The organism is Aeromicrobium sp., assembly GCF_047606445.1.
Lineage (GTDB): Bacteria > Actinomycetota > Actinomycetes > Propionibacteriales > Nocardioidaceae > Aeromicrobium.
The window spans coordinates 1-18518 of record NZ_JASGEK010000064.1 but is presented as its reverse complement, the minus strand read 5'-3'; the positions used below and the strand labels follow the sequence as shown (position 1 = coordinate 18518).

Below are 18518 nucleotides of genomic sequence, written 5' to 3'. Positions count from 1 at the left end.
CTACTGGCCGGAGGATGATGTTTTCGGGTCGTGATGGCTACCCAAAGCCATCATCGTGCGTCTCCGGCGGTCAGATGGCGGCGAAGGACTTCTTGGTGTCGTTGCCGGAGCGGTCGAGGGCGTCGCCGAGCTTGCCGAGCGCCAGCCCGACCTGGCCGAGCACGTCGGAGATCGCCGCCAGGTCGTCGGCGAGCGAGCCGAGGCCGCCCGTGGTGTCCTCGACGAGGGTGACCGCCTTGCCGAGCTGCTTGGCCGGGGCGCCCATGAGCGGCACCTTCTCGATCTGGTCGACCGCCGAGGAGATCAGGCCCACGACCTTGACCATGTCCTCGGAGATGCCCGAGACGGTGCGGGCGCTGCCGCTGAGCCGCGTGGTGGCGCCGGACGCGCCGTCCTTGCCGACGAGGGCGGCCGAGGCGAGCTGCGCCTGCTTGCCGGCCTCCTCCAGCCCGCCGGCGAGCGAACGGATCAGGTCGGGAAGGTCGGCGGCCATCGCGGCGCTCTTGGCGAGGTTGTCCTTCTGGTCCCACACGAGCTCGACGACCTGGCTGAGCTTCTTGGGGTCGACGGTGCTGAAGAGTGATCCGAGATCCATGGCGGCACCGTACCGCCCCGTGGCGTCACGCCGACCGCTGTCAGCCATGATGGGGTCGCACGTCGACGCCAGATGAGGAGCCTCATGAGCAAGACCAACCCGGGTCATTTCTTCGAAGATTTCCAGATCGGCCAGGTCTTCGACCACGCCACGCCGCGCACCGTCACCGACGGCGACCGCGCGGTCTACGGCGCGATCTACCCGACGCGCTTCTCGATCCCGTCCTCGGAGCAGTTCGCCGCGTCGGTGGGCCTGGCGGGCGCGCCGGTCGAGGAGCTGATCGCCTTCCACATCGCCTTCGGCAAGACCGTGCCCGACATCTCGCTCAACGCCGTGGCCAACCTCGGCTACGCCGAGTGCCGCTTCCACCAGCCGGTGCGCGCCGGCGACACGCTGCGCACCCGTTCGGAGGTCATCGGCCTCAAGCAGAACTCCAACGGCAAGAGCGGCGTCGTCTATGTGCGCTCGACCGCGACCAACCAGCGCGGCGAGGTCGCGTTGGACTGGGCGCGCTGGGTCATGGTCCACAAGCGCGACCACAGCCTCCCGGCCCCCGAGACGGTGCTGCCGGAGCTGTCGAAGGTCGTCGCGCCGGAGGATCTGATCATCCCCGCGGGCCTCGACTTCACGGGCTACGACTTCGCCGCCGCGGGCGAGGCGCACCGCTTCGACGACTACGAGGTCGGCGAGAAGATCGACCACGTCGACGGCGTCACGCTGAGCGAGGCCGAGCACATGATGGCCACGCGCCTGTGGCAGAACACCGCCAAGGTGCACTTCAACGTCGAGGCGCGTCCCGACGGCAACCGGCTCGTCTACGGCGGCCACGTCATCTCGATGGCGCGCGCGCTGTCGTTCAACGGCCTGGCCAACGCCCAGCTGATCGCCGCGATCAACGGCGGCTCGCACACGGCCCCGGCCTTCGCCGGCGACACCGTCTACGCCTGGTCGGAGGTGCTCGACAAGGCCGAGACGTCGGCGCCGGGCGTCGGCGCGCTGCGGCTGCGCCTCGTCGCCACGAAGGGCCGCGACGAGTCCATGACGCTGCGCGGCGAGGACGGCAAGTACGCCCCCGGCGTCCTGCTCGACCTCGACCTGTGGGCGCTCGTCCCGCGCTGATTCGGAGAGACGATGCCGGCCCGCCTGTTCCTCGTCCGTCACGGTGAGACGGAGTGGAGCCGTGCGGGCCGGCACACCTCGACCACCGACCTGCCGCTGACCGAGGTCGGGGAGGCGCAGGCGCGCGCGTTGGCGCCGGTGGTCGCGGACCTCGGCGCCCGCCGCGTGCTGTGCAGCCCCCGCAGGCGCGCCCGCCGCACCGCCGAGCTGCTGGGCTTCCCCGACCCGGAGGTCACGCCCGACCTCGTCGAGTGGGACTACGGCGACTACGAGGGGCTGACGAAGGTCCAGATCCGCGAGAATGCTCCCGGCTGGACCGTCTGGACGCACCCGTCGCCGGGCGGCGAGGGCGCCGAGGCGGTGACTGAGCGGATCGACCGCGTCGTCGCCGGCGTCCGGGCGGGCGAGCAGACGGTGCTCGCCGTCGCCCATGGCCACAGCCTGCGGGCGCTGGCCGCCCGGTGGCTCGGCCTGCCGGTGGCGACCGGCCAACATCTGCTGCTCGACACCGCCACCTGGAGCGAACTCGGCGACGACCGGGGCACGCCCGCCATCCGACACTGGAATGTCCGAGCGCACAGCTAGCCTGACCACATGCGCATCGACCTCCACACCCACTCGAACCGGTCCGACGGCACCGACACGCCCGCGCAGCTGGTGCGCAACGCCGCGGAGGTCGCGCGGCTCGACATCGTCGCGCTCACCGACCACGACGCCACGACCGGTTGGGACGAGGCGCAGGCCGCCGCCGATCAGGCGGGTATCCGCCTGGTCAAGGGCATCGAGATCTCCACGCGCTACGACGGCGAGAGCGTCCACCTGCTCGGCTACGAGTTCGACCCGTCCGACGCGGCGCTGCTGGCCGAGCTCGACCGGGTGCTCGGCGGGCGCGACAGCCGTCTTCCGGCGATGCTCGCCAAGCTGGCCGAGCACGGGGTCCACATCACCGAGGAGGACGTGGCCGAGTTCCGTGGCACGGCCGTCGCCTCGGGCCGTCCGCACATCGCCGACGCCATGGTGGCGAAGGGGTACGTCGCGAGCCGTGACGAGGCCTTCGCGGGCTGGCTCGACCAGGACGGCAAGGCCTACGTCGACCGCTACGCCGCGCCGCTCGTCGAGGCGGTCCGGCTGCTCAAGGCCGCCGGAGGCAAGGCGGTGGTGGCGCACCCGTGGTCGCGTGGCAGCGCGCGGGTGCTGACCCCGGAGGTCTTCGCGACGCTCGCCGAGGCGGGGCTCGACGGGATCGAGGTCGACCACAACGACCACGACGAGCGCGCCCGCCGCGGGCTGCGCGCCGTCGCCGCCGACCTCGACCTGGTCGTCACCGGCTCCAGCGACTACCACGGCACGGGCAAGAGTGCGGCCTTCCGCCTCGGCGCCAACCTCACCGACCCCGAGCAGTTGGCGCGGCTCCTCACCGACTGAGCAAGAACTCCAGCCAGGCGGCGGCGAGCGCCTCAGGCCCTTCGACGGCGGGGGAGTGGGCGAGGCCGGGGAGCATGACCGGGGCGGCGCCGAGGCGGGCGGCCATCGCGTCCTGCGTCGGGATGGGCCAGGCATTGTCGTGCTCGCCGTAGCCGACCCACACGGGCAGGCCGGTCGCCGCGACCTCGTCGACGCGGTCGGGGGCGTGCATCAGGTGCAGGGTCATGGCGCGCAGCGACGCGGCTGACGTGCCCACGTACTTGCGCTCGACGAAGTCTTGGATCTCCGGCGGGTTCTTCGCGTTCTTCGTGCGTCTGCGGCAGACCTCGATCATCGGCGTCGTGTCGAGCGCCTCGACCATCGTGTTCAGCCGGGCGAAGTCGGCCTCGCCGTGGCCGCCGGGACCGGTGCAGAGCAGGCTGAGGCTCGCCCACTGGTCGGTGTGCTCGACGGTGGCGGTCTGCGCGACGAGGCCGCCGAAGGAGTGGCCGAGCAGGTGGACGCGCTCACTCAGCGCGTCGGCGATCGACGCGGCGTCGGCGGCCAGACCTGACAGCGAGAAGTCGTCGTCATCGGCGGCGGGCGTCTCGAACTGGCCGCGCTGGTCGTAGGCGGTCGCGTCGAAGCCGGCGGCGGCCAGGTGGGGGAGGAGCTGCGTGAAGTCCTCTTTGCTGCCGGTCCAGCCGGGGATCAGCAGCAGGCGGCCGCGCTGCGCGGCCTCGGGGCGGGCGCGGTGGACGGCGAAGGAGCCGCGCGGCGTCTCGATCCGCGTCGCCTCGACGCCCTCGGGGACGACGAGCGTGCGGGGCGTGCTCATCAGCGGCCCCGCTTCGCCGCCCGGGCGACGAGGGCCGTCGGCGCGTGCCGGGCGAGGGTCGCGAGCACCTTGTAGCGCTTGCTCGGGATCGACAGCGACTTGCCGCGCTCGAGGTCGCGCAGCGCCTCGGCGACGAGGCGGTCGGCGTCGAGCCACATCCAGCCGGGCACCCCGGAGACGTCCATCTCGCCGCGCTGGTGGAACTCGGTGCGGGTGAAGCCCGGCGCCAGCGCCATGACCCGGACGCCCTGGGAGGCGTACTGCCAGTCGGCCCACTGCGACAGATTCGTCAGCCACGCCTTGTGCGCCGAGTAGGCGCCGCGCGGAGTGAAGGCGGCCACGCTCGTCACGTTGACCACGGCGCCGCGTCCGCGCTCGCCCATCGCCTTCAGCGCGGCGTCCATCAGATGCATCGGCGCGCGCACCAGCAGGTCGAGCTGACGGTCCTCGTCGGCGATCTCGGTCGTGCCGAACCAGCCCGCCAGCGACGCGCCCGCGTTGTTGACCAGTAGGTCGACGGGGCGGTCCTGGCTCGCCACCGCCTCGGCCACGCGGGCGACGTCGGCCTCGACGGTCAGATCGGCCGGCAGCACGTCGGCCTCGACCCCGTGCCGCTCGCGCAGCTCGGCGGCGACGGACTCCAGACGGGCGGTGTCGCGGGCGACGAGCACGAGGTCGGCGCCGCGGGCGGCGAGGGCGTGGACGAAGGACGTGCCGATGCCAGCGGTGGCTCCGGTCACGAGGGCGCGTGAGGACATGGCCCCACTATGGCGCATCAACCCTGGCGTCCCGGGCGGGCAGTGGCACAATGTGCGGCGTGACGACGATCAGCGTGGTGAACCAGAAGGGTGGCGTCGGCAAGACGACCACGACGGCCTCGATCGGCGCGGCGCTGGTGGAGAAGGGGCAGCGGGTGCTGCTCGTCGACCTCGACCCGCAGGGCGGCCTGACCTTCTCGCTCGGCATCGACCCCGAGGACCTGGAGATCACCGTCGGCGAGGTGCTGCTCGGCACCCGCAAGGCCGAGGAGGCCATCGTGGTCACCGACGACGGCATCCACCTGCTTCCGTCGAACATCACGGTCACGCAGGCCGAGGAGGGGCTGGTCAGCCGCACCGGCCGCGAGCAGCGGCTGCGGGTCGCGCTCGACAAGGTCGCCGGCGACTACGACTTCATCCTGCTCGACTGCCCGCCGACGCTCGGCGTGCTGACCGTCGGCGCGCTGTCGGCGTCGGACAAGGTGCTGATCCCGCTGCAGGCCGAGACGCTCGCGCACCGCGGCGTCGGCCAGCTGTTGGAGACGGTCGGCGACGTGCAGCAGTTCATCAACTCCGACCTCACGGTGTGGGGCGTCCTGCCGACGATGTTCGACGGCCGCACGAACCACGCCCGCGCGGTGGTCGACGCGATCAGCTCGACCTATGAGCTGCCGATCATCGAGCCGGCCATCCCGAAGTCGATCCGCTTCGCAGAGGCTCCCGCCATCGGCCGTTCGATCCTCGGCACCCAGGCCAAGCACAAGGGCGCCGAGGCCTACCGCGCTGTCGCCGCCCAACTCCTCGACGGGTCACCTTCCTAACGAGATTTGCGCCAAGTTCAACCGAATCCGATGAGGGAAACGGTTGAACTTGGCGCAAATCTGGGAAGAACGGTACCCGTCAGGAGGCGGTGGACTCGCTCTGGACGGGGGAGCCGCCGCGGGTGCGGGTACGGCGGCGACGCTTGCGCGGGGCGCCGGTCGAGGTCGAGCCCTCGCCGGAGGCCTGCGACTTCTGCTGCGGACCGCGCTGACCGCCCTGGCCGCCACGGTTCTGACCGCCGCGACCGCCGCCGGAACGACCGCCCGACTTCGCCTCGGCCGGCTTCTTCTCACGCGGGGCGGCGGGCTTCAAGCGACCCTTCGCCTCGCGCGGGATGTTCAGCTCGGCGAACAGGTGCTCCGAGGACGAGTACGTCTCCTCGGGCTCGTCGAAGTCCAGCTCCAACGCCTTGTTGATGAGCTTCCAGCGCTGGACGTCGGCCCAGTCGACGAAGGTGATCGCCGTGCCCGTGCGGCCGGCGCGGCCGGTGCGGCCGATGCGGTGCACGTAGGTCTTGTCGTCCTCGGGGCAGGTGTAGTTGACGACGTGGCTGACGTTGTCGACGTCGATGCCGCGCGCCGCGACGTCGGTGGCCACCAGCGTGGTCACCTTGCCGTCGCGGAAGCGTTGCAGCGCCTTCTCGCGCGACCCCTGCGCCATGTCGCCGTGCAGCGGCGCGGCCGGGAAGCCGCGGTCGATCAGGTCGTCGGCCAGTCGCTGCGCCTGACGCTTCGTGCGGGTGAACACGATGATCTGCTGGACCTCGTCGGCCTGGAGCACGCGGGCGACGATCTCGGGCTTGTCGAGGTCGTGGGCCTGCCAGACGAACTGCGTCGTGTTCGGCACGGTCTGGTTCGACTCGGCGCTCTCGGCGCGGATGTTCATCGGCTGCGTCATGTGCGATCGCGCCAGCGACACGATCGCGCCGGGCATGGTCGCGCTGAACAGCATGGTCTGGCGCGACGCCGGGGTCTTGGCGAGGATCGCCTCGACGTCGGGCAGGAAGCCGAGGTCGAGCATCTCGTCGGCCTCGTCGAGCACGAGCGCCTGCACGTGCGACAGGTCGAGCGCACGACGGTTGGCGAGGTCGAGGATGCGGCCGGGCGTGCCGACGACGATGTCGACGCCGGACTCCAGCGCGTCCAACTGCGGCTCGTAGGGGACGCCGCCGTAGATCGTGAGGTTGCGGGTGCCGCGGTTCTTCGAGGCCAGCTCGACGTCGCCGGCGACCTGGATCGCGAGCTCGCGCGTCGGCGCGACGATGAGCGCCTGCGGCTTGCCGGGGGCGGCCAACTGGTCGTAGCCCTCGTCGCCAGGCGCGACGACGCGCTGGATGACGGGGATGGAGAACGCGAGGGTCTTGCCGGTGCCGGTGCGGGCCTGACCGATGAGGTCGGTGCCGGCGAGGGCCACCTGGAGCGTCATCTCTTGGATGGGGAACGGTTCGGTGATGCCGACCGCGCTGAGGGCGTCGGCGATCTCGGGCGACACGCCCAAGTCGGTGAAAGTGGTCAGGGGTCTTCTCTAATTCTTCTGACAGATCTGGTATTCCGCAGCGATTCTACCGCGCGAGCTGGACGTCCGGCGCGTTACGCTGCCCTCATCATGAGTGACGCCGCGCAGAACCCCGCTTTCGACGATCCCGACTACCGCAACGGGGTGGTGGAACTGCTCGGTCTGCTGGGCTATGGCGAGATCAGCGCCTGCGAGCGGCTGGCCGAGGACGCCACCATCGCGCCGAGCCTGCGCACCAAGGTCGAGATCACCCGCATGCTGACGTCGGAGTTCAGCCATTTCGAGCTGTTGCACGACCGTCTGGTGGCGCTGGGCGAGGACCCGTACGAGCGCATGAAGCCGTACGCGGCGACCTTCGACGCCTTCCATCTCAAGACGAGGCCGGCCGACTGGCTGGAGGGCCTGGTCAAGGCTTATGTGTTCGACGGTTTGGCGGCCGACTTCTACCGGGAGATCGCGGCCTTCCTCGACGCCGACACCCGGCAGCTGGTGCTCGACGCGCTCAGCGGCACCGGGTCGAGCGAGTTCGTGGTCGACGCGGTGCGCGACGCCATCGCCGAGGACCACACGGTCGGCGGACGGCTGGCGCTGTGGGGCCGGCGGCTGATGGGCGAGGCGCTCAGCCAGGCGCAGATGGTGGTGGCCGAGCGCGACGAGCTGAGCGCGCTGCTGGTCGGCGGCGACCACTCGCCCGGCATGGACCTCGCGGCCATCGGCCGCATGTTCACCCGTCTGACCGAGGCGCACGCCGCCCGCATGGACCGCCTGGGCCTGGCGAGCTGAGGCGCGGCGGGGCGGGCAGTCAAAGAAGATCGTGAGAACGGCGACGGCCGCAGCCGCATGGGTGGACTCGGAGTCTCTTCTCAGGGGAGGATGCCGCTGTGGTCTCAAAGTATGCAGGTGTTCCCGTGCTGGCTCTCGTCGTCGGCGGTGCGGTGGTGGCGGCGCTGAACGTCTCAGCCGAGGCGGCGAGCACCGGTCGGGCGAGCGTCGAGGACGTCACGTCGTCGGCCTCGGACTCCCTTGACGCCGATCATGTCGGGGCGGTCGTCCCCGACTCGAACGGCCGCACGAGTCAAGACTTCTGGGCCGGAGAAGATTTCCAGCTGGCCGCCGACACCAGCGGACCGACGTACCGGACGCTGACCGGCGAGGTCGATCTGCCGACGCCTCCCCCGTGTACGACGGGCGTGGTGACCCTCACGGCCCGCACCACGGTCGTCAAGCGCGGCGGCGACGGCCACGGATACGTGGGGCGTCTGGCCATCGGCCACAAGGACGACCTCGAGCGCGGCGCCGAGCATCGCATGCGCGAGGACACGAGCGCCGTGGACGAGCCGTTCGGCCTCGAGGCGTCGACCACGGTCTCGGCGGAGGAGATCGCCGCGGACGAGATCGTGGTGGTGGTCGTCGGCGAGACGAACGACGCCGACGACGCGATCTCGTGGGATCTGTCGGACTTCTCGCTGGACTATTCCTGGATGTGCCCGCCGGCCACGGTCGACGACAAGCCCACGCTGTCGGGCGACGAGCTGTACACCATCGACCCGTTGGCCAACGACGCCGCCGAGACGGGGGAGGCGTCGGGTGGCGTCGAGCTCGATCCTGAGAGCGTCGGGTTGTACAACCCGTCGGCCAGCCGTTGGACGACCGCGTTGACGACCGCCGACGGCGAGTACGAGGTCGACGGCGGAAAGGTGCTCTTCACGCCGTCTGAAGGCTTCGGGGACACGGTCACGGTGCCGGTCAAGTACCGCGTGACGAACACGGACATGTCCGCACAGGCGCGCAAGGATTTCCCGGAGAGCGCGTACAGCACCGCGATGATCGCTTTCTCGACGGCGCGGGACGCCGAGGCGGACACGGCGATCGCCATGCCCGGACAGGCGTTGACGCTCGACGTCCTCGCCAACGACGGTATCGACGAGGCGAGCCGGCGGACCTTGAGCCTGCTGGACGACGGTGGGAACCGGGTGGACCGTTCGACCGGCGACGACGGGGTGTGGACCGTGGGCGACGGAGTGCTGACGTTCACGCCCGCGGAGGATTTCGCGGGCGCCGCGACGCCGGTCTCCTATGCGGTCGACGACCAGGGCGGCGTCTCCTATACGGCGGTCGTGTCGGTCGTCGTCGCGGCTCCGGTGGCCGACGACGAGGTGAGCGCCCCTCTCGGCGACGAGTCGATGACGGTCGATCCCCTGGCGAACGACCCGGTGAGCGATCTCGACGTGACGAAGCTGCGCCTGTGGGACGCGGAGACCGGTCAGGCGGTCGAGGAGTTGTCGCTGGCGGAGGGGACGGGATCGGTGGATCCGGACACGGGGCAGGTCAGCTTCGTCCTGGCGCAGGCGCAGGTCGGATCGGTGACGCCGCTGCGCTATGTGGTGCAGGACGCCGCGGGCGCCTGGTACTCCGCGGAGATCGCGGCGGAGGTCTTGCCGGCGCCGGGCATGCCGGCGCTGATCGCCGGTCAGCCGGCCGCCTTCGGCGGCGATCTGCCGAACGCCGGTGCCAGTGCGGCGATCTCGACGGCCTTGCTGGCGTCGATCGCGCTGTCGCTGGGCGTCGTGGTGCTGCGCCACCGCCGTCGTCTCGGCGGTGGCGTTTAGCGCGTCTCGCCGCTATGCCGTCGTGTCCGGCGACGGGGATTTTGTCGTCGGGGTGCGGTGCCCCTACGCTGGCCCGATGAGGATTCAACGATTCGCACTCGTGCCGGTCTCGGCGCTGGTCGTGGGGCTGCTGTCCGTGGGAGCGGCCACGGCGCCGGCCCAGGCGTACACCGACGGCGGAGCCGGCGCCACCGACACCACGGAGGATCCGGACTCGGCGTCGCCGACCGTCCTCACGTCGAACCACCACTGGGTCGGCAGCAACGGCCAGTCGGCGCCCACCGAGGCCGAACGACAGGCCTTCTGGGACGGCGGCAGCGTGGTGATCCCGGAGACGACCGCCGGCGGGAACTACTACTCGGTGATCTCGGCGGCGATGTCGGGTCCTTCGGAGTGTCTGGACGACGGCGTCGTGCAGCTGCGGGCCGAGGCGAACTTCAAGAACAACGGCCCGGCGGCGGGCGCGGGCTACTCGGGGCAGTTCAGCTTCACGGACGCCACCTACAGCTCGGTGCTCCCCGGCATCAGCGGCGAGACGGAGGTCGGCCTGAGCACGAACTTCCCCGCAGGGGGCGACCAGGATCTGCTCATCCACGCGCAGGTCCCGGCGAGCCAGTTCGCGGACGACGGAGTGCGGGTGCTCGCCACGGTCGAGACGAACCACAACGGCGTGAAGTCGTGGACGCTGTCCGGCTTCGAGGCGACCTACCGCCTCCTCTGCCCGCCGAAGGCGAACGACGACAGCACGACCGTGGTCCGCGGCAGCAGCACGCCGATCACCGTCGACCTGCTCGCCAACGACGACGACGAGGTCGAGACGACGGAGACCGAGCCCGAGATCACGCCGTCGACCGTGCAGTTGTGGGACGGCAGCGCCTGGGTGGCCGGTCCGGTCACGACGGACGCCGGCGTCTACGCGGTCGCCGACGGAGTGCTGACGTTCACGCCCGACCCCGACTACACGGGCACGGCGGCGGACGCGGCGATCCGCTACCGCGTGGCCAACGACGACGCCTCGCTGTGGGGCTCCACCGTTCCCGACGAGGCCTACGGCGAGGCGACCTTCACACCGAACCTCACCACGGCGGTCGTCGACGACGCCGCGACCGCGCCGCCCGGCACGCCGGTCACCGTCGACGTGCTCGACAACGACGGCGTCGCGAACCTCGACCCGGACACGCTGTCGCTGGTGGACCCGGACACCGGCGAGCTGGTCGACGAGCTGGAGCTGCCCGGCGTCGGCGTGTTCACCGTGGTGGACGGCCAGATCGTCTTCACGCCGGAGGACGGCTTCGACGGGGTCGTCCCGCCGGTCGCGTACGTGGTCGAGGACGAGGACGGCGTCCCGTACTCGGCCGAGCTCACGGTGACCGTCGCCGGCCAGGCGACCGACGACACGGCCACCGGCACGCCCGGCGAGCCGGTCACCTTCACCCCGCTCGACAACGACGACATCCCCGGCGGCGCGGTGTCGGGCACGCTGCGCCTGATCGACCCGGCCACGGGCCAGCAGGTCACCGAGCTGAGCGTGCCGGGGGTCGGCGTGTGGACGGTCGTCGGCGACACCGTCGTGTTCACCCCGGCCGACGGCTTCACCGGCGAGACGCCGCCGGTCTGGTACGTGGTCGAGGCGGCCGACGGCGGCCTGTTCTCGGCGCAGCTGGTCGCCGAGATCGTGGCTCCGGCGGACGAGGCGGACGAGGCGGACAGTCCGCTGGCGGCGCTGCTGCCGGCGACCGGCAGCGCGGCGGCCGTCGCGCTGCTCATGTTCGCCGCCGTCGCAGGCGGCCTCGCCGCGGTCGTGCTGCGCCACCGCCGCCGTCTGACGCCGTGACGCGGGTCTGAACCCCGCGCGTGGCCGCTTCCCTCTGGGGAGGCGGCCACGTCGTCGTTCCGGACGGCCGGAAGGGGCGGGATTCCGGGCGGGATCGGGCGATATGGATTTGACCGGGGGGGGGGTGACGCCGTAGCGTGGGGAGGGCTGCCCTGTCCTAGTCGAGGAGTTCCTTCCGATGTCACGACGCCCCCTGTCGCAACGCCCAGCGATCGCCGCGACGCTCCTGTCGCTGCTGGCCGTCCTCCTCTGGCCGGTCTCCCCGGCGACCGCCGTCACCAATCCGGACGGTTCGCGGTCGATCGGCGGCAGCACCTACTACGCCTATGTGGGTCCGGGGGAGACGCTCGACTTCGCCTGGCAGCGCACCGGCAACAGTGCGCCCACCGGCTCCATCGACATCCGGGTCACCGCTCCCGACGGCACGACGGCGCAGACCTGCTCGGTGGTCACTTCCGACGCGCTCAACACGGTGACCTGTTCGGGAACCGACCTGACCGGCGAGGGCGTGTGGACGCTGGAGGAGATCCCGCGCGAGGGGTCAGGCTACGTCCCGGACACCTTCCTCAAGCCGGCCGTGAACGGCTACTTCCGCTGGGACATCGAGGTGCACGACGCCAGCGACGCGGAGATCTCCGGTCGCGTGTGGACCGACGCCTACATCGCCTACGACTCCACGACGGCCGACGGCAGCCGCGACTTCGACTTCTGGGCCGTCACCGAGTTCGGCGCCGTGTGGCAGATGGGGCTGCGCACCTTCGTCGGCAACGGCTGGAATATCGACGCCAGCGCCTTCGGCATCGTCGGGTCCGGCACCTGCAAGCCCAGCTACAGCAGCACCGACACCCTCGGCAGCAACACGGCCCGCTACCAACAGGCCGATCCCGAGCTGTGCGGCGACCCCTACTGGCTGTTCTTTGAGCAGCCCGCCAGCGACTTGCCTGCCTCGGCGACGGCGGGCGTGCCGGGCAGCGACGGCTCGACCACGACCATGTCCGTCCTGCCCGACTACGCGCCGCCTGCGGTGACCGATATCGCCTATGACTCCACCACCGGGGCCAGCCGGGCCGGGGAGTTCAGCTGGACCCTCGAGCGGTTCACCGGCACCTACGAGCTGCGCCTCGACACCGACGGCAACGGCAGTTTCGACGACGACGTCGACGTGGCGGCGGATGTCTCCGGCTCGTCGGGCACGGCGACCTACAACTGGAACGGCATCGACGGCGAGGGCAACGCCGTCGACTTCTGCCAGGACATCGGCGCCGAGGTCCGGATTCAACACACCGACGAGTTCCACGTGGTGCTCGCCGACGTCGAGGGCCTGGCCGGCGGCATGATCGTGAACCAGCTGGTCGGCAGCGAGCCGGGGGAGAACAAGCTCTACTGGGACGACTCCAAGCTGACGGGCACGCGCAATACCACGGTCACTCCCTCGCTGTCCTCGCTCGCCGGCACCGACAGCAGCAACGGCACCTCCCGTTGGAACAACGGCGGCACTAGCAACGGCGGGCCCTGGGGCAACGGGCGTGCGCTCGACCGCTGGTCGTACTCCGACGTCGAGATCGCCGAGCAGGCGAGCTTCGCCCCCGACTGTTCGGTCCGCGTCGAGAAGTCGTCGTCGGCTGACGACAACGACGGCTCGGCGGAGGTGGGCGATGTGGTCGAGTACGAGGTGACTGTCGAGAACACCGGCGACGTCGATTTCACCGAGGACAATCCGGCTCAGGTGGTGGACGATCTGTCGGGCGTGTTGGATGTGGCCGCGTATAACGACGACGCGGTGGCCGATCCGGCTGTCGGGACGGTCAGCTATTCGGAGCCGCGTCTGACGTGGTCGGGTCCGTTGGCGGCTGGCGAGTCGGTGGTGTTGACGTATTCGGTCACGGTGACGGCTAATGGCGGCGACGGTGCGGGCACGAATATCGTGTTCGCCGTCCCCGAGGGCGACGACCCCGACGACTATGAGACGCCGTCGTGTGACGACGGCGAGTTCGACACGGACGTGGGTCTGTTCTGCGGCGTGAGTTCGTTCCGGGTGCCGAGTTTGCGGGTGGAGAAGTCGGCGGATCGTTTGACTCTTCCTGCTGATGGCGAGTCGGTGACGTATACGGTGACGGGGACGAATATGGGTCCGGGTGCGTATACGGCGTCGTCTCCGGCGGTCGTGGTGGATGATCTGTCGGGGGTGTTGGACGACGCGGTGTTGGACGAGGGTTCGTTGTCGGCGTCGACGGGTGATACGCCGACGGTCGACGGGGACCGGATCGTGTGGTCGGGGCCGTTGGCCGCGGGCGAGGTGGTGGTGATCACGTACACGTTGACGTATGACGAGGGCGCGGGTGACGCGTCGTTGGTGAACGTGGCGTTCGGTCCGTCCGATGCCGATGATCCGACGCCTGCGTGCGATCCGCGGACGGACGACGGTTTCGACGAGGCGACGGGCGTGCCGTGCGATGTGAACACGTTGCCGGGTTCGGACTTGTCGGTGCAGAAGACCGCGGACGCGCCGTCGGGCACGGGTGTGGCCGCGGGGGACGTGTTGACGTACACGTTGACGTTCGCGAACAACGGTCAGGCGGACGCTGCGGTGGATTACACGGACACGACGACGGGCCTGTCCGACGACGCGACGGTGTCGTCGGCGGAGGCGTCTGATGAGTCGTTGACGGTGACGGACACGGGTGACGGGTTCCAGATCACGGGCGCGGTCGCGCCGGGGACGGTGGTGACGGTGACGTACACGGCGACGGTGCTGCCGTTCGACGAGCAGGGCGACCATGTTCTGGCGAACTTCCTGCTGCCGACGGGCGAGGAGCCGCCGACGGGTGTGGGTCTGGACGCGTGCGTGCCGGGGTCGGAGGACTGCACGGTCCATTTCATGCCGCGGCTGGTGGTGTCGAAGAGCACCGATCCCGCGTCGGGCGTCTCGGTGCAGTCCGGCGACGTGCTGTCGTACACGCTGTCGTTCGAGAACGCGGGGACGGGCGTCGCGCAGGTGGACCATGTGGACGATCTGTCGGGCGTGTTGGACGACGCGTCGTTGACGGACGGGCCGTCGACGGCTAGTGAGGTGTTGTATCCGGTGCTGGAGGGTTCGGTGCTGGGGGTGACGGGTTCGGTGCCGGCGGGCACGACGGAGACGGTCGCGTATGCGGTGACGGTGAACCCGGACGGCTTCCACGGGGACAACGTGCTGGCGAACTTCCTGGTCGCGGCCGGGGAGGAGCCGCCGGCGGAGTGCGTGGAGGGCGACACGTCCTGCACGGGCCATCTGGTGGGCGAGTTGTCGGTGGTGAAGGCCGCGGATCCGGAGTCGGGGACGGAGGTGCTGCCGGGGGACGTGGTGTCGTACATGTTGGCGTTCGAGAACGTGGGCACGGGCCCGTACGAGGTGGACCGGGTGGACGATCTGTCGGGCGTGTTGGACGACGCGGATCTGACGTCGGGTCCGTCTTCGGCGGAGGGCCTGTTGGCGGCGGGTCCGTTGTCGGGGTCGCGTCTGCCGGTGACGGGCGTGTTGGAGGCCGGCGAGGGGGACGTGGTGTCGTATGCGGCGACGGTGAGGGCGCGTGCGGATCTGGGCGACGGCGTGCTGGGGAACTGGGTGCTGGGTCCGGAGGAGGAGGTCCCGTCGGGTGGTTGTGTGATGGCCCCGTATGTGGCGTGCACGGTGCATACGGTGGCCGAGGAGGCCGAGTCGCCGGTGGCGGCCCTGTTGCCGCGGACGGGCGCTGGCGCGTCGGCGGGCCTGCTGCTCCTCGCGGTGGTGACGGTCGGCGTGGGCGGTCTGCTGGTCCGCCGTCAGCGCCGCCACGGCTGACCCGCGGCTGACGGGCGAGAGGCCCTCCCCCACCCGGGGGAGGGCCTCTCGGTGTTCTCTGTCAGCCCTGCGCGATCTGCCCGAAACCCACCGGACGACCGGAGTCGGTTCAGTCGACCGACTCGCCCTGGGCCTCCGGCTCGACGACGGCGCGGACGACCGCCGCCGCCTCGGCGCCGATGGCCCGCTCCAACGTCGTGAGGATCTCCTCCTCGGACTTGGGAGAGCGGTCCACGGTCAGTCGATGGGCCGTGCGCAACCGGTCGGGCTGCTCGCGGGCGATGCGCGCGAGCAGGGTCGCCGAGTCGACCAGCTCGATGCCGTGTTCGGCCATCCAGCCTCGGGGGAAGTGGCGGATGTTGTCGGTCAGCAGTAGGTCGGCCTGAGCAGACAGCGCGGCGGCGAGGACGTGCCGGTCGTTCGGACTCATCGCGACCTTCTCCGCCGTCGCGAGGTCGCGTTCGGCCGTCTCGACGAGCGCGTGTGGGAGGAACTGGCCCAGAAGGGCGACGAGCACGGCGGCGTCTTGGGTCGAGAAGCCGTACTTGGCGATCAGGTTGCGGGCGGTCTCGTCGAGGATCGAGTCGCTCCAGTGGATCTGGATCGCTCCGACGCTCGCGGCGTACACGAAGTAGTCGCGGAGGGTTCGGGAGATCAGGATGTTCGCGTCGGCGAGGGTGACCGAGATCGTCAATCGACGTTCCCGTGCTGGTTGGCGAGCGCGGCCACCACGGCCATCGGATCGCCTTCCTCGCGCTGCCGCTCGCGGAACTCCTGAATCGCCGCAGCGGGGATGCGGTGGTGTTTGCCTGCCTTGCGGGACCTGATCCGCCCGACGGCCATGAGGCGCATCAGCGTCGGACGCGACATGCCGAGGATCTTCGCCGCCTCGGCGGGGGCGAACTCCTGCGTGGCGGGGATGACCAGCGCGCCGACCGTCTGCTCGGCGTCCAGCAGGTCGAGCACCTTCTTGGCGCTGTCACGGGGGAGCCGAAGGGTCACCTCGATCTCGGGCTGGTCACTGGCCAAGCCCGAGCGCAGGACCTCGACGTCCTCGACAAGTGCAGTGCTCATCTCGCCTCCCGGCACCCCGTCGCATGCAACCGCTGCCAGTGTAGGCGCGCGAGGCGTGAGCAGGCCGGGCCGGGTTACCATTGCCGTGGCGGTGTCTTGGGACATCCGTCTGAGTGTGCGCCCTGATCGAAGGACTTTCCCCATGCCCCATCGTGTGTTCGGCCTCGTGCGACATGTCGTCGTGCTCGCCCTGGCGACGCTTGCCGCCTTCGGCGGTCTCGGTGCCACCGGTGCCAACGCCGCCGGGATCTGGACCAATATCACGCCGCAAACCTACGGGGGGGGGGTACCAGATCGATGGGGGCATCACCTTCTACGCGTATGTGGAGGAGGGGGAGTACATCCAGTTCTGGGGCGGTGGTGGAAGTGCGGTCACGCTGACCAAGCCGAACGGCGAGACCGAGACTGCGGCGTCTAACTCCACGTCGATGTCGGCCGTGCGTCAGGTCGGCGCCGGTGAGGCGGGCGTCTGGACCGTCTCCGAACCGACTGAGATCTACTACTGGGCCTTCACCGTCTGGGACGGCAACCCGGGTTCCTTCACAGGCAATCCGCAGAACGTCGCGCTCCCCACCGGGGTCAGCGAGATCACCGGCCGCGTCTGGGTGGAGACCTACAACATCGACCAGAGTTCTGCCCGCGCCGTCAACTTCTGGATGCTCAACGACACCGGGTACCAGTACTCGCTGCGCTTGCTCAACTACAACGGCATCAACTCCAAGATCGTCGCCAACTCCATGGGCCTGCCTGCAGGCACCTCGGATGGATTGGAATGCACGCCGTCCTATAAATCCAAGGAGCAAACCGACGCCGCCCTCGACATGAGCTGCGCCGATCCGTACCGGCTGTTCTTCGAACAACCGGCGGCCGACTTGCCGGTGACGGCGCCGATCTGGGTCGACGGAGCCGCCGGAACCCAGGTCATCAAGCCCGATCCGGTGGACCCGACGACCCTGACAGCCGATGGTTTCGCGTTCCAGCCCACCAGCGCTACGACGTCTGCGGGCACGTTCGCCTATGACCTCGGCGATGACTTCTTCGGCGGGCATCTGCTGCAGATCGACGTCAACGACGACGGCGACTACGACGACTCGGTCGACCGGTCGATCCGCGTCGGCGCCGCAGGCGAGCCGATCGAGTACGCCTTCGACGGCCTCGACGGCGAGGGCAACGCCATCGGGGCCTGCACCGAGATGAACGCCCGCGTCTACTTCGACCGGATCGGCGAGGTCCACGTCGTCCAAGCCGACGTCGAGGGCCGAGCGGGTATCGAGATCATTCGACAGAATGGCCCGGACAGCCCGGATCCGACAATCTATTGGGACGATACCGATCTCGCTGCGCACACGGCGGCAAAGTCGATCTTGTCACCGGACACCGCCGACGGCACCGCCGGCGTCGACAGCACCGACGGCGCACATGGCTGGACCTACGGCGGTAACTCGTGGGGTCCGTGGGGCAATGAACGGTATATCGACGACTGGACCTACGTTCCCGCCGATCATGCCGCTTCGGAGCTGACGATTCCGGGCAACTGCCTGCGGGTGGAGAAGTCGTCGTCGGCTGACGACAACGACGGCGCCGCAGCGGTGGGTGACACGGTGGAGTACACGGTGACGGCCACGAATGCGGGTGAGGTCGATTTCACCGAGGATGATCCGGCTCAGGTGGTGGACGATCTGTCGGGCGTGTTGGATGTGGCCGCGTATAACGACGACGCGGTGGCCGATCCTGAGTCGGGTTCGTTCTCGTATGCGGAGCCGCGTCTGACGTGGTCGGGTCCGTTGGCGGCTGGCGAGTCGGTCGAGTTGACGTATTCGGTGACGGTGACGAACGTCGGCGGCGACGGGGAGGGCGCGAACATCGCTTTCGGGGTGCCGCCGGGCGAGGATCCGGAGGATGTGGAGACGCCGTCGTGTGATGAGGAGGGTTTCGATCCGGACACGGGTATCTCTTGTGGTTCGACGTCCTTTAAGGTGCCGAGTTTGCGGGTGGAGAAGTCGGCGGATCGTTTGACTCTGCCTGCTGATGGCGAGTCGGTGACGTATACGGTGACGGGGACGAATATGGGTCCGGGTGCGTATACGGCGTCGTCTCCGGCGGTCGTGGTGGATGATCTGTCGGGGGTGT

14 protein-coding genes and 1 pseudogene are annotated in these 18518 nt (G+C 69.9%); 9 read left to right on the top strand and 6 right to left on the bottom strand.

From position 1 onward, the window contains the following. Positions 1-70 precede the first annotated feature (70 nt). Positions 71-595: a hypothetical protein gene (locus QM621_RS12380; protein WP_414990695.1), complete on the bottom strand. Its 525-nt coding sequence runs from the start codon at positions 593-595 to the stop codon at positions 71-73. 84 nt (positions 596-679) lie between these two features. Here QM621_RS12380 and QM621_RS12375 point away from each other — a divergent pair, with 84 nt between their 5' ends. Genes QM621_RS12375 through QM621_RS12365 form a run of 3 tightly spaced genes read left to right on the top strand, consistent with a single transcriptional unit; the run spans position 680 to position 3139 of the window. Next, a complete protein-coding gene (locus QM621_RS12375; RefSeq protein ID WP_414990694.1) occupies positions 680-1714 on the top strand; it encodes a MaoC family dehydratase in 1035 nt (344 codons plus the stop codon). A 12-nt stretch (positions 1715-1726) separates the two neighbouring features. Continuing rightward, complete coding sequence (locus QM621_RS12370; RefSeq protein WP_414990693.1) at positions 1727-2299, top strand: histidine phosphatase family protein; 573 nt, start codon at positions 1727-1729, stop codon at positions 2297-2299. A 9-nt stretch (positions 2300-2308) separates the two neighbouring features. Beyond that, positions 2309-3139: a PHP domain-containing protein gene (locus QM621_RS12365; RefSeq protein WP_414990692.1), complete on the top strand. Its 831-nt coding sequence runs from the start codon at positions 2309-2311 to the stop codon at positions 3137-3139. Here QM621_RS12365 and QM621_RS12360 read toward each other — a convergent pair. Both QM621_RS12360 and QM621_RS12355 read right to left on the bottom strand, forming a co-directional pair. Next, entirely contained in the window at positions 3129-3956 is an 828-nt protein-coding gene (locus QM621_RS12360) for an alpha/beta fold hydrolase (RefSeq protein ID WP_414990691.1), read from the bottom strand. The genes QM621_RS12365 and QM621_RS12360 overlap by 11 nt on opposite strands. Further along, positions 3956-4714, bottom strand: a complete 759-nt coding sequence (locus QM621_RS12355; protein WP_414990690.1) for an SDR family NAD(P)-dependent oxidoreductase — start codon at positions 4712-4714, stop codon at positions 3956-3958. Before QM621_RS12355 ends, QM621_RS12360 begins: the two co-directional genes overlap by 1 nt. A 59-nt stretch (positions 4715-4773) precedes the next feature. Here QM621_RS12355 and QM621_RS12350 point away from each other — a divergent pair, with 59 nt between their 5' ends. Beyond that, positions 4774-5535: a ParA family protein gene (locus QM621_RS12350; RefSeq protein ID WP_414990689.1), complete on the top strand. Its 762-nt coding sequence runs from the start codon at positions 4774-4776 to the stop codon at positions 5533-5535. A gap of 79 nt (positions 5536-5614) precedes the next feature. Here QM621_RS12350 and QM621_RS12345 read toward each other — a convergent pair whose 3' ends face one another. After that, positions 5615-7051 carry a DEAD/DEAH box helicase gene (locus QM621_RS12345; protein ID WP_414990754.1) on the bottom strand — a complete coding sequence of 479 codons (1437 nt, stop codon included), beginning with the start codon at positions 7049-7051 and terminating at the stop codon, positions 5615-5617. Positions 7052-7141: 90 nt separating this feature from the next. Here QM621_RS12345 and QM621_RS12340 point away from each other — a divergent pair, with 90 nt between their 5' ends. The 4 genes from QM621_RS12340 (at position 7142) to QM621_RS12325 (ending at position 15314) form a co-directional block, all read left to right on the top strand. Next, positions 7142-7834, top strand: a complete 693-nt coding sequence (locus QM621_RS12340) for a ferritin-like fold-containing protein (protein WP_414990688.1) — start codon at positions 7142-7144, stop codon at positions 7832-7834. Positions 7835-7932: 98 nt separating this feature from the next. Beyond that, a complete protein-coding gene (locus QM621_RS12335; RefSeq protein WP_414990687.1) occupies positions 7933-9660 on the top strand; it encodes an Ig-like domain-containing protein in 1728 nt (575 codons plus the stop codon). A 76-nt stretch (positions 9661-9736) separates the two neighbouring features. Continuing rightward, positions 9737-11494: an Ig-like domain-containing protein gene (locus tag QM621_RS12330; protein WP_414990686.1), complete on the top strand. Its 1758-nt coding sequence runs from the start codon at positions 9737-9739 to the stop codon at positions 11492-11494. Positions 11495-11672: 178 nt separating this feature from the next. After that, on the top strand, positions 11673-15314 hold the full coding sequence (locus QM621_RS12325) for a hypothetical protein (RefSeq protein ID WP_414990685.1): 3642 nt from the start codon (positions 11673-11675) through the stop codon (positions 15312-15314). A gap of 109 nt (positions 15315-15423) precedes the next feature. Here the strand turns inward: QM621_RS12325 and QM621_RS12320 are convergent, their stop codons facing one another. Together QM621_RS12320 and QM621_RS12315 are read right to left on the bottom strand one after the other, a co-directional pair. Beyond that, positions 15424-16008 (bottom strand): PIN domain-containing protein, encoded by a 585-nt coding sequence (locus QM621_RS12320; protein ID WP_414990684.1) that lies wholly within the window; start codon positions 16006-16008, stop codon positions 15424-15426. Then, positions 16005-16388 (bottom strand): helix-turn-helix domain-containing protein, encoded by a 384-nt coding sequence (locus QM621_RS12315; protein WP_414990683.1) that lies wholly within the window; start codon positions 16386-16388, stop codon positions 16005-16007. Before QM621_RS12315 ends, QM621_RS12320 begins: the two co-directional genes overlap by 4 nt. A gap of 113 nt (positions 16389-16501) precedes the next feature. Here QM621_RS12315 and QM621_RS12310 point away from each other — a divergent pair. Next, a pseudogene (locus QM621_RS12310) lies at positions 16502-18518 on the top strand (hypothetical protein); the annotation flags it as partial.

What these genes read in the sequence shown, in the direction of transcription:
- QM621_RS12380 (WP_414990695.1), bottom strand. Translation starts at nt 595, where the DNA reads ATGGATCTCGGATCACTCTTCAGCACCGTCGACCCCAAGAAGCTCAGC.
- QM621_RS12375 (WP_414990694.1), top strand. Translation starts at nt 680, where the DNA reads ATGAGCAAGACCAACCCGGGTCATTTCTTCGAAGATTTCCAGATCGGC.
- QM621_RS12370 (WP_414990693.1), top strand. Translation starts at nt 1,727, where the DNA reads ATGCCGGCCCGCCTGTTCCTCGTCCGTCACGGTGAGACGGAGTGGAGC.
- QM621_RS12365 (WP_414990692.1), top strand. Translation starts at nt 2,309, where the DNA reads ATGCGCATCGACCTCCACACCCACTCGAACCGGTCCGACGGCACCGAC.
- QM621_RS12360 (WP_414990691.1), bottom strand. Translation starts at nt 3,956, where the DNA reads ATGAGCACGCCCCGCACGCTCGTCGTCCCCGAGGGCGTCGAGGCGACG.
- QM621_RS12355 (WP_414990690.1), bottom strand. Translation starts at nt 4,714, where the DNA reads ATGTCCTCACGCGCCCTCGTGACCGGAGCCACCGCTGGCATCGGCACG.
- QM621_RS12340 (WP_414990688.1), top strand. Translation starts at nt 7,142, where the DNA reads ATGAGTGACGCCGCGCAGAACCCCGCTTTCGACGATCCCGACTACCGC.
- QM621_RS12330 (WP_414990686.1), top strand. Translation starts at nt 9,737, where the DNA reads ATGAGGATTCAACGATTCGCACTCGTGCCGGTCTCGGCGCTGGTCGTG.
- QM621_RS12325 (WP_414990685.1), top strand. Translation starts at nt 11,673, where the DNA reads ATGTCACGACGCCCCCTGTCGCAACGCCCAGCGATCGCCGCGACGCTC.
- QM621_RS12315 (WP_414990683.1), bottom strand. Translation starts at nt 16,388, where the DNA reads ATGAGCACTGCACTTGTCGAGGACGTCGAGGTCCTGCGCTCGGGCTTG.